General features: G+C 38.3%; 14 protein-coding genes and 1 pseudogene. 6 read left to right on the top strand and 9 right to left on the bottom strand.

The window, feature by feature from the left end:
• The first annotated feature begins 71 nt into the window (after positions 1-71).
• Positions 72-1289, top strand: coding sequence for a glycosyltransferase 87 family protein (locus AC0UMU_RS11310; protein ID WP_195596060.1), 1218 nt, complete (start codon positions 72-74; stop codon positions 1287-1289).
• A gap of 17 nt (positions 1290-1306) precedes the next feature.
• Here the strand turns inward: AC0UMU_RS11310 and AC0UMU_RS11305 are convergent, their stop codons facing one another.
• Entirely contained in the window at positions 1307-1648 is a 342-nt protein-coding gene (locus AC0UMU_RS11305; RefSeq protein ID WP_022599413.1) for a cupin domain-containing protein, read from the bottom strand.
• A 238-nt stretch (positions 1649-1886) separates the two neighbouring features.
• Here AC0UMU_RS11305 and AC0UMU_RS11300 point away from each other — a divergent pair, with 238 nt between their 5' ends.
• The 3 genes from AC0UMU_RS11300 to AC0UMU_RS11290 are packed head-to-tail and all read left to right on the top strand — an operon-like array spanning position 1887 to position 5552.
• Positions 1887-2762: an electron transfer flavoprotein subunit beta/FixA family protein gene (locus tag AC0UMU_RS11300; protein WP_022389821.1), complete on the top strand. Its 876-nt coding sequence runs from the start codon at positions 1887-1889 to the stop codon at positions 2760-2762.
• Positions 2763-2810: 48 nt separating this feature from the next.
• A complete protein-coding gene (locus AC0UMU_RS11295; RefSeq protein ID WP_472300265.1) occupies positions 2811-3830 on the top strand; it encodes an electron transfer flavoprotein subunit alpha/FixB family protein in 1020 nt (339 codons plus the stop codon).
• Positions 3831-3845: 15 nt separating this feature from the next.
• Positions 3846-5552, top strand: coding sequence for an acyl-CoA dehydrogenase family protein (locus tag AC0UMU_RS11290; RefSeq protein ID WP_022389822.1), 1707 nt, complete (start codon positions 3846-3848; stop codon positions 5550-5552).
• 71 nt (positions 5553-5623) lie between these two features.
• Here AC0UMU_RS11290 and AC0UMU_RS11285 read toward each other — a convergent pair.
• The 8 genes and pseudogenes from AC0UMU_RS11285 to AC0UMU_RS11250 all read right to left on the bottom strand — a co-directional run.
• A pseudogene (locus AC0UMU_RS11285) lies at positions 5624-5713 on the bottom strand (IS3 family transposase); the annotation flags it as partial.
• A 34-nt stretch (positions 5714-5747) separates the two neighbouring features.
• The gene (locus AC0UMU_RS11280) at positions 5748-5960 is read right to left on the bottom strand and encodes a hypothetical protein (RefSeq protein WP_147411880.1); all 213 of its coding nucleotides are present in this window, start codon (positions 5958-5960) and stop codon (positions 5748-5750) included.
• A 35-nt stretch (positions 5961-5995) separates the two neighbouring features.
• Complete coding sequence (locus AC0UMU_RS11275) at positions 5996-6217, bottom strand: hypothetical protein (protein WP_122303599.1); 222 nt, start codon at positions 6215-6217, stop codon at positions 5996-5998.
• Positions 6218-6348: 131 nt separating this feature from the next.
• The gene (gene araJ / locus AC0UMU_RS11270; RefSeq protein WP_122303600.1) at positions 6349-7506 is read right to left on the bottom strand and encodes an MFS transporter AraJ; all 1158 of its coding nucleotides are present in this window, start codon (positions 7504-7506) and stop codon (positions 6349-6351) included.
• Between the two features lie 135 nt (positions 7507-7641).
• Positions 7642-8481: a patatin-like phospholipase family protein gene (locus AC0UMU_RS11265; RefSeq protein ID WP_022599421.1), complete on the bottom strand. Its 840-nt coding sequence runs from the start codon at positions 8479-8481 to the stop codon at positions 7642-7644.
• Positions 8482-8600: 119 nt separating this feature from the next.
• A complete protein-coding gene (gene proS, locus AC0UMU_RS11260) occupies positions 8601-10082 on the bottom strand; it encodes a proline--tRNA ligase (protein ID WP_009316820.1) in 1482 nt (493 codons plus the stop codon).
• A gap of 116 nt (positions 10083-10198) precedes the next feature.
• Positions 10199-10909 (bottom strand): OmpA family protein, encoded by a 711-nt coding sequence (locus tag AC0UMU_RS11255; protein WP_472301002.1) that lies wholly within the window; start codon positions 10907-10909, stop codon positions 10199-10201.
• A gap of 96 nt (positions 10910-11005) precedes the next feature.
• A complete protein-coding gene (locus AC0UMU_RS11250) occupies positions 11006-11326 on the bottom strand; it encodes a hypothetical protein (RefSeq protein ID WP_009316818.1) in 321 nt (106 codons plus the stop codon).
• Between the two features lie 302 nt (positions 11327-11628).
• Here AC0UMU_RS11250 and AC0UMU_RS11245 point away from each other — a divergent pair, with 302 nt between their 5' ends.
• The gene (locus AC0UMU_RS11245) at positions 11629-14898 is read left to right on the top strand and encodes a discoidin domain-containing protein (protein WP_472301000.1); all 3270 of its coding nucleotides are present in this window, start codon (positions 11629-11631) and stop codon (positions 14896-14898) included.
• A gap of 242 nt (positions 14899-15140) precedes the next feature.
• Positions 15141-17012 (top strand): glycosyl hydrolase family 28-related protein (locus AC0UMU_RS11240; RefSeq protein WP_473979937.1); only part of this gene is annotated, 1872 nt, incomplete at its 3' end.

Here is a 17012-nt window from a genome sequence, read left to right as displayed (position 1 = left end):
GTTTCTTATTACTTTAAATATATAATATATTTGCATTACATTGTTTTTTAAGACATTCAAGTAATGCGTTTATGAACCAAAGTAGAATCAAAAAAATATTTACAGGACTTACTTTTTTATTAGCTTGTATCTGGATCATACTATTGTTTGCAGATCCCTCACACCAACTTCATGTATTTTTTCTGAAATTAGATAATTTCTTTGCCGACTTCTATAATACTCTAATTTATATTGCCGATAAGAACCCGTATTATAATGAATTGAACGGTACTTGTAACAAAAATTATTTACCGTTCTCTTACATGATCTTATATCCGTTTACTTTGCTTACCAACTACTCTTCAATATCGCTTGAAGATTGTTGGAATTCTCAAATAGCCGTATTGAGCTGCTTTTTCTTTACATTACTCTCGCTCTTCCTATTATTTCATTCTCTATATCTTTTGTGTAAAAAATATAAATGTTCTCCGATCATATTGTTTATCATATTTTTTTCATCCATCAATCTTTACGCTTTGGAGCGTGGAAACGAAATTATGATCTCAGCAGCTTGCATCAATTACTTCGTATATGTGAAAGATCAAAACGAAAAAAAATGGTATGGAATAATTTGTCTGGCTATCGCCTCTGTTTTAAAGATATTTCCGGCTATATTCAGCTTATATTATTTATACAAAAAAGAATACAAAACATTTTTCCAATATGCAATTCTTGCTTTTTTATTGGCATTCCTACCTTTTTTATTTTTTGAAAACGGATTCGAAAATATCGGTCAACTGTATGAAAATGTAAAAGAACAAACAGCTATTTACGGAATGTCTTTCTCGGTATATCGGTTTGGGATCATTCCTTTATTCCTACAATTAGGAAAGACATTGAACATAGAAAATCAATTTATACTTTACGAAACGGGTAAATATCTAACTTATATCTTGGGATTGCTTTCCACAGGATTATTCTTTACGACCAAATCTTCTTTAATCCGTTTTGGCTTAGCGGCTATGATTTGTGTATTAGTTCCCCAGCAAGCATTCGTTTACAACGGTATCTATATTTTTCCGTTATTGATCATGTTATTATCCGCAAACAGCAAATTATCCAGTATAGAGACCTGCTTAACTCTGTTTTTATTTATTTGGATACTATTACCTGTTCAGTTAAATAAAATCACTCCTAAAATCAATAACATAAGCATGATATTAATGTGGGTATTATTTATTTCGATAGCTATACGACAATATCTACTAAACAAGAAAAATAATTTAAACTCCTCGTCAAAAGAACGATAAAAAGTTTGCCCCAATAATCATTTAATAAAATCTTCCCGCATAGGAGTAAATGTATCGATTAAAATACCGGTCTCTATACATTTGCAACTATGCAATATTCCCGAGCGCATATAAACGCCATCTCCGGCACGAACAATCTCGGTTTCACCTCCTACGGTAAATTCAAATATTCCGCTTACAACATACGTAGCCTGAGTATGCGGATGTGTATGAGGTGCACCTTCCGCTCCTGTTTCGAACTTAACCTTAACCATCATCATATTCTTATTATAAGCCATAATCTGACGGATGACTCCAACTCCGGCACTCTCCCACTCTGTTGTATTCTCAAACTGAAAACTATCGCTCTCCTGTTTCATAAATCATATTTTTACGATTCAAAGATAATAAAACAGATATGAATCAAACAACAGTAACATGCACAAAAGCCTATCTAAAAAAATTGCTTTTATCCTTAAGAATTCGTTCGGAACATCTTCCGGAACATCAAATTTTCAATAAAAATACTTGTCAGATTAACAGCTTTCAGTAAATTTGTGGAGCGTTGAAAAATGCTTTTTAGATAACAATATTTCAAATCTAATATCTCTATCAATTATGAGTTTAAAAATTATCGTACTTGCCAAACAAGTACCGGATACGAGAAATGTAGGTAAAGATGCCATGAAAGCCGACGGAACGGTAAATCGAGCAGCATTACCCGCTATTTTTAATCCAGAAGACCTGAATGCACTCGAACAGGCTCTGCAATTAAAAGAACAGTACCCCGGATCGACCGTATCATTACTGACTATGGGACCTCCTCGCGCCGCTGATATTATACGAGAAGGCTTGTTCAGAGGAGCTGACGGCGGGGTATTACTTACCGACCGGGCATTCGCCGGTGCTGATACATTAGCAACATCTTATGCATTGGCTTGCGCTGTCAAGAAAATGAAAGACTACGATATTATTATCGGAGGCCGTCAAGCAATTGACGGGGACACAGCCCAAGTAGGCCCTCAAGTCGCAGAAAAACTTGGTTTGCCACAAATTACTTATGCAGAAAAAATCTTAAAAGTTCAGGACGGCAAAATACAAGTCAAAAGACGTCTGGAAAGAGGTGTCGAAGTTGTAGAAGCCAAATATCCGGTAGTCATAACCGTTAATGGAAGTGCAGATGATTGCCGTCCGCGCAATGCGAAACTAATACAGCGGTATAAATATGCCAAAACCATCAGTGAAAGACAAAATCAGGATAATGACTATTTCAGCAATTTATACGAAAACCGCCCTTATCTGAATCTAACGGAATGGAGTGTGTCCGACGTTGATGCAGACCTGGATCAAGTAGGATTAGCTGGGTCTCCGACAAAGGTAAAACAAATCGAGAATGTCGTTTTTCAGGCTAAAGAAAGTAAAAAATTATCCGGAAACGACACAGAAATAGATGAACTCATGAAAGAGTTAATAGTAAACCACACAATCGGATAATAATCAGATACGTGACAAAAAATCATTAACTCTCCAAAAGAAAATCGTATGAATAACTTATTTGTATATTGCGAAATAGAAGACGGCATCATCGCCGATGTAAGCTTGGAATTGCTTACTAAAGGCCGTTCGTTGGCCAATCAACTGAATTGTAAACTTGAGGCTCTTGTTATCGGTAGCAATTTAGACGGAGTAGAAAAACAAATTTTCCCATACGGGGCTGATACGGTTTACCTTGTCGATGACAAAAGGCTTTATCCTTATACGTCACAGCCTCACGCATCGGTTCTTATCAACCTTTTCAAAGAGAAAAAGCCTCAAATCTGTCTTATGGGAGCAACCAGCATCGGCCGCGATTTAGGACCTCGTGTCTCTTCTGCTTTGCATAGCGGATTAACAGCAGATTGTACTGCTCTTGAAATAGGATCTCACGAGGATAAAAAAGCAGGAAAATCTTACGAAAATTTATTATACCAAATTCGCCCGGCTTTCGGAGGAAATATCGTTGCAACCATCGTTAATCCGGAGTGTCGACCTCAAATGGCAACAGTGCGCGAAGGTGTAATGAAAAAAGAAATCGTTTCTCCAACATATAAAGGCGAAGTAGTTAAACTGGATGCATCAAAATATGTTTCGGATACCGACTTTGTCGTTTCTGTAATCGAACGACAGATCGAAAAATCAAAAATCAACATCAAAAGTGCCCCGATTATCGTTGCCGGAGGTTATGGAGTAGGATCGAAAGAAAATTTCAAGTTACTTTATGATCTCGCCGCTACCATCGGTGGGGAAGTAGGAGCTTCTCGTGCCGCCGTCGATGCAGGTTATGCAGAACATGAACGTCAGATCGGACAAACAGGTGTTACCGTACGCCCGAAACTGTATATTGCCTGCGGTATTTCCGGACAGATACAACATATTGCCGGTATGCAAGACAGTTCGATGATCATCGCAATCAACAATGATCCGAATGCACCGATCAACACAATAGCAGATTATGTAATTACCGGAACTGTAGAAGATATTCTTCCGAAAATGATCAAATATTATAAGAAGAATAGCAAATAATAAACTCAAAAGAATATGGCTAATTTTTATTTAGATAACAGTGACCTTAAACATCACTTGAACCATCCGCTAATGAAGCGTTTGGTAGCTCTTAAAGAACGGAACTATACCGATGCCGAAAAATATGACTATGCTCCCATCGATTTTGAAGATGCGATGGACAGTTATGAAAAAGTTCTTGAAATCGCCGGTGAGATATGCGGAGACATCGTTGCTCCCAATGCCGAAAGCGTAGACCATGAAGGTCCTCAAGTTATAAACGGACGGGTTAAATATGCTTCCGGAACAGAAAAAAATCTGGACGCCCTTGTAAAAGCCGGCTTAATGGGAATTTCTATCCCTCGCCGATATAACGGACTGAACTTTTCTCTTGTACCGTATATCATGGCAGCCGATATGGTAAGTCGCGCAGATGCCGGATTTGTTAATATTTGGGGACTGCAAGATTGTGCTGAGACTATCTACGAATTTGCCAGCGAAGAACAAAAACAAAAATATCTCCCTCGTGTTTGTGCCGGAGAAACTATGGCCATGGACTTGACCGAACCGGATGCCGGCTCAGATCTTCAAGCTGTTATGTTAAAAGCAACTTACAGTGAAAAAGACGGATGCTGGTATTTGAACGGTGTAAAACGATTCATTACAAATGGAGACGGACACATAGCCCTTGTTCTGGCTCGTTCGGAAGAAGGGACCAAAGACGGCCGCGGATTATCAATGTTTATCTACGATAAAAACGATGGCGGCGTAACCGTTCGACGCATAGAAAACAAAATGGGAATCAAGGGTTCTCCTACTTGTGAACTGGTATTCAAAAATGCCAAAGCCGAGCTTTGCGGAGATCGCAAAATGGGGTTGATCAAATATGTCATGGCATTGATGAACGGTGCTCGTCTGGGAATTGCTGCACAATCGGTCGGAGTATCTGAAGCAGCTTATAGAGAGGCTCTTACTTATGCTCAAGAACGACGACAATTCGGTAAAGCAATCATCGAATTTCCAGCCGTTTATGAAATGTTATCTCTGATGAAAGCCAAACTCGACGCATCTCGTTCATTACTTTATGAGACAACCCGTTTTGTAGATATGTATAAAGTATATGAAGATATTTCAAAAGAACGTAAACTCGAAAAAGAGGAACGTGACGAGATGAAAAAATATCAAAGACAAGCCGATGCTTTCACTCCTCTTGCCAAAGGAATGAGCAGTGAATTCTGTAATCAAAATGCTTATGATTGTGTACAGATTCACGGAGGTTCGGGATTCATGAAAGACTATGCTTGTGAACGTATTTATCGGGATGCTCGTATCACTTCTATTTATGAAGGTACAACACAATTGCAAGTTGTCGCTGCTATCCGTCACGTAACTACCGGGACATTCCTTAATATGATGAAGTTCTATGAACAGGAAACAATCTGTCCTGAGTTAGTTCCTTTACAGAACCGGTTAAAAGCCATGACTGAAATTTACGAAAAAACAGTGGCTTCGGTTGTCGAGACTAAAGACAACGAATATATCGATTTTCATGCACGCCGTATGGTAGAAATGGCCGGTCACATCATTATGGGACATTTATTGCTATTAGATACGACCCGATGCGATTCATTCCGCAATTCGGCAGAAGTATATATCCATTTCGGAGAAGCTGAAGTAAAAAAACAGGCTGAATTTATCAGTAAATTCAATGTTGAAGATTTAGAATTTTATCGCAAAGGATAATTCTCCTTACAAAAATCCAGAAGAGGCGGTCTCAAAATGAAGTGACCCCCAAAAGTTGGACAAGTTAAACATTATCCCGTAATAGAAAGAGTTCGGTATTGTACCGGACTCTTTCCATTTAACCGGGCTTTGATTCTTTTATTGTTATAATATTCAACGTAATTATATACTATTTACATACTAATATTATCTTTTTCATAACATTTCCAGTTTCATTTTTAGAATATCTTTCATTTCAGTTTGGCGTTCTTCCCAATTACCATTCCATTCAACAATATATTTAAATTTTTGTGGCTTGGAATTTGTGGAATACAAGCAATAAATGATTTCCCATTTTCCTGCTTTTGCTTCTATATTTTTCAATCCAAGCATTTTTAATGTTGCTGGAATAATGTCTGTTACACACATGGAATACCGCATTACTTATTGCTGTTGTGAGGACTTCAAGTCTTTCGTGCGTTCCTCTTGCGAAAAATACAAGGACGGCATTTCTCACGGTCGCTACAATTTCGACCCAAAGAAATGTTCACCAAGACCTCATCGTAATCTTCCGAAGAATATTTCTCGGAGAGTTCGGAAAGTTTTTTCACCGCCTCGTCAAAGGTCTTGAAAGTGAAAAGCCCCTTATACCGTACACAGTATGGAGATATTTTTTCTTTCTTCATCTTAGGTTATAATAGTATATAATCACGAAAAGAAATATACTCTTCCTATCTCTATCAGTGCACACCATGGGCTTACGGATGGTCGTGATGCAGCTCTTCTTATACAAAAAATGATCGATGCACAATCTTTATTATGACCGGATTCTCATAGATTCGTATTTTCTAAAAAAGATCGTCAACAAAATAAAACCGCATAAGGCAAAAGGAGCTCCGATCAGTGCCGGATATTGGTAACCCATATTGGCTTGTAGGGGCAATCCTCCACAATAAGCACCAATAGCATTTCCCAAATTGAATGCAACCTGGACACTTGCCGCCCCCAACATTTCTCCACCCTTAGAATAACGAATCAGCAATACTTGTTGCGGGCTTGAAACCGCAAACAGACCGGCTGTACAAAGGCACATTAAAAGGACTGACAACCAAGGAACTTTTGCAAAAAAGAAAATCATGAGCAATACAATGCATATACTCCCCTGTGCAAAAGCCGCTACCCTTCCCGGTGTATATTTATCAGACATTTTTCCTCCCGTCAAATTACCCACGACCATACCAAACCCGGCAAGAACCATAAAGAAAGTAATCGAATGAGGTGAAAATCCGGAAACATGTGTCAACAAAGGGTTTACATAACTATACCAACAAAATACTCCTCCATTTCCCAGCATAGTCGCACCTAATAATAACCATGGTGCTGGAGACTTAAGAAAACGAAATTGTCCTTTCAACCCCATATCCGGCAAGTTCTCGACTTGAGGAACCCACCGCCAAATATAATACATAATAATAACACTCCATGCTCCTACCAAAAGGAAAGTCAACCGCCAAGATATCGACGCGCTCAAAGACGTCCCCAAGGGAACACCAAACAAATTTGCAATAGTCATTCCCGCAATCATAATAGAAACGGCTTCCGATCCTTTTCCTTTATCCGCCAATTTTTCAGCTACGATAGATGCGACACCGAAATAAGCTCCATGCGGTAATCCGGATATAAAACGAGCGACAAGCATTACCCAATAATTCGGAGCTAAAGATGCACAGATATTTCCTATCATAACAATTGCCACCAAACCCATCAGAATACGTTTCAAAGGAAATTTTCTCGCTAAAATAAGCATAGGTGCACCAACACAGACTCCTAATGCATACGCAGAAATCAAATGTCCTGCCGTAGCAATGCTTATATGCAAATTTTTAGCAACATCCGGCAAGATTCCCATCATTACAAACTCGGCGATCCCCAAACCTAATGTACCGAATGCCAATGCTATAAGACTTTTTTTCATATCCTTAAAAATTTTCAGTCGGCAAAATTAAAACATTATCGTAACATAAGGTTTTCTTTAACTGTTTTTTTACGTTCATTCTTCAAAAACGCAGAACTCCTTTTCTATGAAAACATATTAAGTAAAAATAAATGCCTACAAGTTAACAGCCGAAAAAACAGCTTCGGCACAATAATATCCTTCTTCGTATAGATCTGTCAATTTTTTTATATTCTGTTCTATCCGATCAACGACTAAGGGCTTTTGAGGACGTATAACGATTGCCTGATTATTTTTTTCCATCATTTCTATTTCATCCATCGTTTTATTGTACTCACGCATACGGTGACAAAGCCGATTTTTCAATGCCGGATATTTATGATAAAAAAATGGTGGAAGTTTCACCTCTTTTTCTTCTTTTCTATATCCCTTATTACGTGTCAAGACCAAAACCATCTGATCATACCCGTCTTCACAAGCTTTCCGAAAAGGTATAGGATCACAAATTCCTCCATCCAGCATCGGTTTATTATCAATCCATACAATCGGCGAAACAAACGGCAGGCTGCTGGACGCCCTACATATCTGCAATAATCTTTGCGGAGATCGTTTTTCTTCAAAATATTCGGCTTCTCCAGTTTCACAATTTGAAGTAACCATGATAAAACGATCCGGTGATGCAAAATAGGTATCAAAATCATAAGGAAGAACCTTATTGGGCATCTCATCAAATAAAAAGTCCATATTCAATATACTTTTATTGCTCCAAAAAAATTTAGGACTTATATAATGATATTTATCCAATAAGTCTATATTCGAAATTTTAGCTCGTCCCCGTTGTTTCGATGCATACGATAATCCATTACAAGCTCCTGCCGATACACCTATCGTATATGGGAAATAGATGTTTTTATCCATAAGATAATCCAGAACTCCAGAAGTAAATACTCCTCTCATTCCACCACCCTCTAAGACTAAAGCCCAATCACTAATCATAATATTTTTTTGTGTTAGAACAACCAAAAATAATAAAAGTTTCGTTTTTCTATATCAATGACAAAAAAATAAGGAAACCTTTTTCAAAGTTTCCTTATTGACTAATATACCGTCTGTTTTTAATATGCACGGGCAAATAGAACTCGTCGAGCAGAAGGCTTACCGGTTACCATACAAACACCCGGAGTCATATCTCCATCAAAAGGAATGCAACGTATCGTCGCTTTAGTTTCTTCTTTGATACGAGCTTCTGTTTCCGGTGTTCCATCCCAATGAGCAAGGATGAATCCGCCCTCCTCGATCTTTTCTTTAAATTCATCGTAAGAATCGACTTCAACAATATGTTTAGCACGATAATCAAAAGCTTTTTTATAAATATTAGACTGAATATCATCCAGTAACTTTTTCACATACAATTCGATATTATCGCAAGAGACCGTTTCCTTTTCTAATGTATCGCGACGCATTACCTCCATCGTGTTGTTTTCTAAATCCCGTCCTCCCATAACCAAACGAACAGGCACTCCCTTCAATTCATAATCGGCAAATTTAAATCCGGGACGTTTATTGTCGGCATTGTCATATTTGACAGATATTCCCAATTCTTTCAATTTAGCCACGATACCGGCAACTTTCTCATCAATGACAGCCAGTTGCTCCATATTTTTATAAATGGGGACTATTACTACTTGAATCGGTGCTAACTTAGGAGGCAATACCAAGCCGTTATCATCGGAATGAGACATAATCAAAGCTCCCATCAAACGAGTAGAAACTCCCCATGAAGTCGCCCAAACATAGTCGAGTTTATTATTTTTATCAACAAACTGCACATCAAAAGCTTTTGCAAAATTTTGTCCGAGAAAATGAGAAGTTCCCGATTGCAAAGCTTTACCATCTTGCATCAAAGCTTCGATAGTATAGGTATCCAAAGCTCCGGCAAACCGTTCGTTTGCCGACTTAACTCCCTTGATTACCGGCATCGCCATATAATTTTCAGCAAAATCGGCATACACATTCAACATGCGTTGAGCCTCTGCCTCCGCTTCCTCACGGGTAGCATGGGCCGTATGGCCTTCTTGCCAAAGAAACTCTGCCGTACGCAAGAATAGCCTTGTGCGCATCTCCCAGCGCATCACGTTTGCCCATTGATTGCAGAGAATAGGCAGATCACGATAAGATTGTATCCAATTTTTATAGGTACTCCAAATAATAGTTTCGGAAGTAGGTCGTATAATCAACTCTTCTTCCAGTTTTGCTGCCGGATCGACAATAACGCCAGAACCGTCTTCTGCATTTTTCAACCGGTAATGAGTCACAACCGCACATTCCTTAGCAAAACCTTCGACATGTTCCGCCTCACGGCTTAAATAAGACTTAGGGATCAATAGCGGAAAATAAGCATTGACATGTCCGGTTTCCTTAAACATATCATCTAATTGACGTTGCATTTTCTCCCATATTGCATATCCGTAAGGTTTTATAACCATACAACCTCTTACTGCCGACTGTTCCGCCAAATCGGCTTTTACGACCAAGTCATTATACCATTGAGAATAATTTTCACTGCGTTTTGTCAGGTCTTTCAGTTCTTTTGCCATGTATTTATGATATTTTTATTAATCCTAATTTTGATTTCGAGATGCAAAATTATAAAAAAGCGGAATTATTTCATGCTTTTACTATTGAAAATCAATATAACAATGCACATTTATAACTAATATGTAATCTTTCCTTTTCCTGCTAACTTTAACAAAGCCTCACCCGGGACAAGATAAATTTCCATACGCCGATTTTCGGTTCTATTGGCATCCGATGTATTCGGCATTATAGGATTTGAGTTTCCCATACCATAGGGAACTATGTAATCCGACACTCCGCCATGCTCTTGTAACCATCCTGCTACGGCACGTGCGCGAGATTCGGATAACCTACGTGTATAAGCATCACTGCCTGTATCATCGGTATACGCAGCCAACAAAATATGATAATAATCGGGATTCTCTACATATTTGACAAACGGACGCAAAATCAATTCTGCTCTATCCCACAAAAGTGTATCATTGGGTTGGAAAAGCTGGTCCATCGGAATAACAACCTTTATAACTTCTCCTTTTCGAGGCGTAGATAATTGAGTATGCTTTATCCGGCTCAAACGACGTACTTCCTGAGACAAAGCAGTTTTCAAATTATTGACAGCCGAACTTGCCGGAACTGGTATTTTAATGTTTTCCTCTAAAGTAAGTTCATGGAGGTTTATGTGTATCTCATCTTTTTTTTCTCTCTTTTTAAAAAAGCGTTTTCCCGAATCTATCCAACGAGATATACGGTTTTTCTCTTTTACAAATTGATTATCTTGTGCCTCTATATAAAAAGGACAAAATAGCAATAAAGTCAGCAAATATATGATATAAATCTTGGTTTTCATTAAAAACGAGCTATACGGTACTGGAGACAAACTCTCACAAAAAAACGGAAAGATATATAAATATCATTCCTTTTCATACAATCATAAAAGTAACAATCATTCGAACATTCCTATAGAATCGCAATATTCAAGTTCACCTTGAACTACCATAGAAACATCATCCGCATCAAATCGTGTAAATCCGTTTTTACGAGCATTCGTTATCACATACTCGGTCAGTTCATCTTCTATGATATCGACCTCACTATCATTGTTCTCATCCATATATCCTTTACTTTCGTAAAATTCATATATCAGATCGATTACATAGTTGATATCATCATCAGAAAACTTAGAAGCGACTTCTCCAGGAAGAAAATTCCGAATAAATTTCACGGCGTCATCTTCATCATATTGCAAATCATCTTGTTGGCTCATAAAGATAAATTTATAAAGTTTATCGGGTAAAAGTAAGCAACCTTATCGGCATATCCAAACTCATACACTCTTTTTTGAGTATTTTAAAAATAGAGGAAATAAAAACAAATTAATTTTCTATCTCAAACAAATATTAATTCTCAATTAATAATAAATCGAGCCATAAAATAAGCATGTAAAATTATTTTTGTTAAAACTCAATTTTAAAAACCCATTTAAATCTCATAAAAATACTTTATTAACGATCTGCTCTACTTTCAATAAATTGTCAAACAGATTCTAAACTTGAAAATAAAATAGAAATGAAGAAAAAAATTTGCACCTGTTTTCTTATGACAGTCATAGGCATGAGTTCGCTGTACGCCCAAAATTGGCGGCTTATAAAACCTGCCTACCCGACAAAAGACGCTTTCGTAGCGGGATACTCGGTTACCGACTTCGGAGCTAAAGGCGACGGTATAACAGATGATACCGAAAGTTTCCAGAAAGGGCTTAACAGCCTGACTAATGTTGGTCCATCAAAAGTCAACGGCGGAATACTATTCGTACCAGCCGGAAAATATGTCATCAAAGGAAATCTTAATATTCCCAAAGGGGTGACAATACGAGGCGAATGGAAAAAACCGGAAAAAGGGCAACCGATAGAAGGGACTATTCTTATGGCATACGCAGGACGAGGAGATGAGAATGCTACCCCGTTGATTACAATGGAGCCGGCAGCCGGAGTCATGGATTTAGCAATTTGGTATCCGGAACAAACTCCGGATAATATCGTACCCTACCCCGCTTCTATCGTAATGGGTAAGCCCAAACATTTCGGGAATGAATATTGTAATGTTAAAAATATTACACTAGTCAACTCCTATATCGGTATTGCAATCTCCCGAGTAAACGGAGGAGGATGTCCGGTCTTTTATGACATATACGGAAGTCCTCTATCGGTTGGTATCGAAATCGACTACATCGCAGACGTAGGACGTATAGACCGCGTAGATTTTTCTCCGGCTTATTGGTGCGGATCAGGGCTTCCCGACTCTCCAGCAGCAGGCGGATCATTCGATAAATGGATCTACGAAAACGGAACCGGTATCATGATGCGTAAAAACGACTGGTCATATACTACCAATATCACTGTAGAAGGTTATAAAGTAGGGTTCAACGCAGCTCCATCGATTACGAATGAAGGGTCTAAACCCAACGGACAAAATTACCAATTGAAAGTTATCGGTTGTAAAACGGGTATCCAATGCGATGCTATTGCCAACTCAGGAATACAATTTACACGAAGCATCATAAAAAACTGTGAAAACGGTGTAGTCGTAAACAAAGGTACTGCAGGTGCATTGCATTTTCATACTTGCGAAATAGATGCAACTCAAAACGCTTTTGTCACAGATGCAGAAAGCTCTACCCGTATTATGATTCTTCAAAATCAAATTCAAAAGGGGAATGTCAATATCAATGGGGCTATTTTGACTTTTATCGACTGCGATTTTTATAATCCCGCACCACAAATCGTTCTCGGAAGAAATGCCAGAAGCATAATTACGGGAAATCGGTTCAAAGAAAAAGTAAACATAGAGAATCATTCTTTATTGGAATGTATTATAGACCACACTCCTGTTTCATTGGAAAAACTTCCGGAATTTCCCGTGGCAATGTTAGAAAATCAAAAACAAAAACCGGACAGAGAATATTTGTACCTGGCAACAGATCCTGAATTCGGTGCAAATCCTGACGGAAATACCGATAACACTCAAGCTATACAAAAAGCTTTAGATAAAGCCGCTGCTGAAGGAGGAGGAATCGTTTATCTTCCACCGGGGAAATACAAGGTATTAGGAAATCTGAATATTCCTTCAGGAGTAGAATTAAAAGGAGCTCTGGATAACAGCTCTGCTCCTGTCGGTCCCGGGAGTATCCTGCAAGTATATTCAGGGAAAGGAAATTTAAACGCCCAACCTTTTATGACGATGAAAGAAAATAGCGGATTAAGAGGCGTCGTATTCGACTATCCTGAACAAAAAACCTCAGACCTTCCCAACCCTATCGTCTATCCTTATTGCGTACAAGTACAAGGAAAAGATGTATATATTGTTAATGTCGGTATTCGAGCTGCTTATCAAGGTTTCGATTTATTTACATACAAATGCGATAACCATTATATCGATTATATTTCGGGACATTCGCTAAAAACCGGAATAAAAGTAGGTGGAGGATCGGAAAACGGAAAAATCTGCAATCTACAATATAATCTCATCGTCTATGCTTGCGGTTACCAGACAAAATTTGGTAGCTTCAGCAATTCTATAGAAGCTTATAAAGATATGGTATATACCTATGGTTATGAAAACTTCGACTTTTTAGTGGTTGAAAATTGTAAAGATGAATGGTTATACAATAACTTCGCTTTCGGTGCTCAACGTGGATTACTGTTTACCGGCAATAATGCCGAAAACGCTTCTAACGGTATAAGTGTAGGAATGGCGATAGATGGAGCAAGAAGAGCATATTGTTTCGATGCATTAAACAGTAAAGGGTTCGACTTTATTAATAATCAGATTGTATCTACGGGAGAACCGAATACTCGATATATCGAAACAACAGCGAACTTTACCGGAAGAGTAACTTTACATAACTCTGACTATTGGGGCAGCGCTCTACAAGGGGTACAAGTAGAAAACGGGACAGTCAATCTGATTGCAGCCAGCTTCGTACAACCAGGGAAAGACAGATTTGCCAATATTATCGGAGGTAAGTTGAATATTACAGCATCTCACATTACACTGAAAGACCCGCTATTGAATTCAGATAATGAATCTCGATTTTCAGCCCAATCTTCCGTTTTAGATGGGAAAGGAATAACAACCTCGAAATGTGAACTCTGGAAAAATAACATGAGTAACACTCCGACATTGGCGATACCACAGTCCAGTGTACTGGACAGAACAGGCTGGATCGCCTCCGGCTCAAAAAACAGTAATAGTGCCAATAATGCCATAGATGGAAAAGAGGATACCCGATGGACCAGCGGTTCTCAAAAAGAACCGGGAGACTGGTTTAAAGTAGACATGCGAAACAAACAAAAATTCAATCTCATCATTCTCGACACGACAGGCAGCCCCAATGATACTCCGGCAAAATATGAACTGTATGTCTCTGATGACGACCTTGACTGGGGAGAACCTATCGCAACAGGAGAAGGTAGTAGCATGATGACGATCATCAGTATTCCTACACAAAATGCCCGCTATTTTAAAGTCGTACAAACGGGTAATACGAAAACCAACTATTGGTCGATACATGAAGCGTATGTCATTAACGATGATTATGAAAATACTGTAAAATCGACTTCTCAAAAGGACTCGAACATTTTTTATGCTAACGGTAATATTTGTTTAAAAGGATTTTCCGGAAAATCAGAAATAAACATATTTCGAATAAACGGAGAAAAAGTTTTCTCTTGCCAATCGGAATCACGACAAGTGCAAGTTCCGATGGAACAAGGAATATATGTTGTTCATGTCAACAATCAAAATCATAGTTTCTGTAAGAAAATAGTTATTCAATAAACCTTTTATCAAAACTTGTTCGATTTAATATTAATATAACATTTATTACGTGAAAGAGAATAAGGATATCTCCGTTATACATGGGAATATCCTTATTTTTTCTTTGAAATAAACATTTGGACCTTTCCACAATTAAATCCGATCTATTTAATCATAATTTAATTCCTTTTTTATTCCAAAATAAGAAAATTCATAATACATCGCCCATATCTTTGTTTATTATTAATAAAACAAAATACACCATGAGAAAAAGAATACCTATTATTTCATTTTTATTTCTTTTTTGCTGTATAACAACAGTCTGGAGTCAGAGACCCGTCCCGACAACCATCACATGGGAATTGGCAACACCCCAATACCCTACACCGGATGCATTTGTTTATGCTTTTAATGTAAAGGAGATGGGGGCAAAAGGTGACGGCATAACTGACGACACAGAAGCATTTCAAACAGCATTAAATAAATTAAAACTTATAAATAACGTAGCAACCCGTTTTGGAGGTACAGTTTTTGTTCCTTCGGGAAAATATGTCATAAAAGGCAATCTAACAATTCCCAAGGGGGTCACACTTCGGGGAGAATGGAAAAAACCGGTAAAAGGAGAACCGATAGAAGGGACTATTCTAATGGCATACAACGGACGAGATGATGCCGCCGGAACTCCTCTGATCACATTAGAACCGGCTGCCGGTTTTCGGGATATGGCAATCTGGTATCCGGAACAAACTGCAGACAATATTGTTCCGTATCCGGTTTCTATAAGAATGGGACGAAATGGGATTTTCGGAAACAATTTCTGCAATGTCAGAAACGTTACCTTGGTGAACAGTTATTTCGGAATAGAAATTTTCGATGAACAGACTGCCGGCTGTCCTGTTTTTTACGATATATACGGAACTCCCCTTTCGGTCGGTATAGAATTTGACAACATCGCAGATGTAGGACGTATAGACCGTGTCGATTTTTCTCCGGCTTACTGGAGCGGTTCAGGATTAGAGGGTTCTCCACAAATAGGAGGACCGCACGAACAATGGATTTATGAAAACGGAACCGGTATCATGATGCGACGCAATGACTGGTCTTACACTTGTTATGTCAGCATCGAAGGTTATCATACAGGTTTCAATGCCGCACCCTCCACAGCAAGTCCGGGATCGTTCCCTAACGGGCACAACTATGAATTATCATTCAAAAACTGCAAAAACGCTGTAAAAATAGACGCTATTTCCAATGCCGGAATTTTATTTTCAAAAATACATATCGATGATTGTGATAATGGGTTTGTCATTTCTCCGGGTGTCGGAGCAACGCTTCACATGATGGGATGCGACATCTCGACAAATCAAAATGCAATCACGACAGATAAAGAAGCATCTACACGTGTCATGATGCAAAGTTGTGAAATAAAAGAGGGCAAAATAAATATAAACGGAGGAATCTTATCTTGCACCAGTTGCGATTTCAATAATAGTTCCCCACAAATACACATAGGTACTAATGCTCAATATATTATTACAGGAAATAGATTTAAAGAAGCTTGTAATATCGATAATAAATCTCTTTTTAAAGGGTATATCGATCATTCTCCAATTACGGTAAAACCATTACCTGAATTTCCTCAGATTAGTCACGATACACAAAAACAAAAACCGGAAAGATTGACGTTGTATAAAGCAGAGATGAAAAACGGCGTAGATCCTTCCGGAAATTCAGATTGTACCTCCGGACTTCAAAAATTATTAGATCAAGCAGCTGCAGAAGGAGGAGGTATCGTATTTTTACCTCCGGGAACTTACCGATTTAACGGCAACCTAAATATTCCGTCGGGAGTAGAACTAAAAGGGGCAATCGATAATAGTACCACTCCCGTAGGCGGAGGTAGCATTATACAAGTATATAACGGTAAAGGCGATGAAAATGGAACTCCATTTATCACCATGCAAAAAAATAGCGGTTTACGAGGAGTTACCATTAACTATCCGGAACAAAAATCCTCTCTCCTGCCCGATAATATATTAAAATATCCTTATACGGTACAAGTACAAGGAGAAGATGTGTATATTGTCAATATTGCCATTCGCGCTGCTTACAGAGGATTCGATCTATTTACATAC

The organism is Coprobacter fastidiosus (genome assembly GCF_982245605.1).
This window is presented reverse-complemented; position numbering and strand designations above follow the sequence as displayed.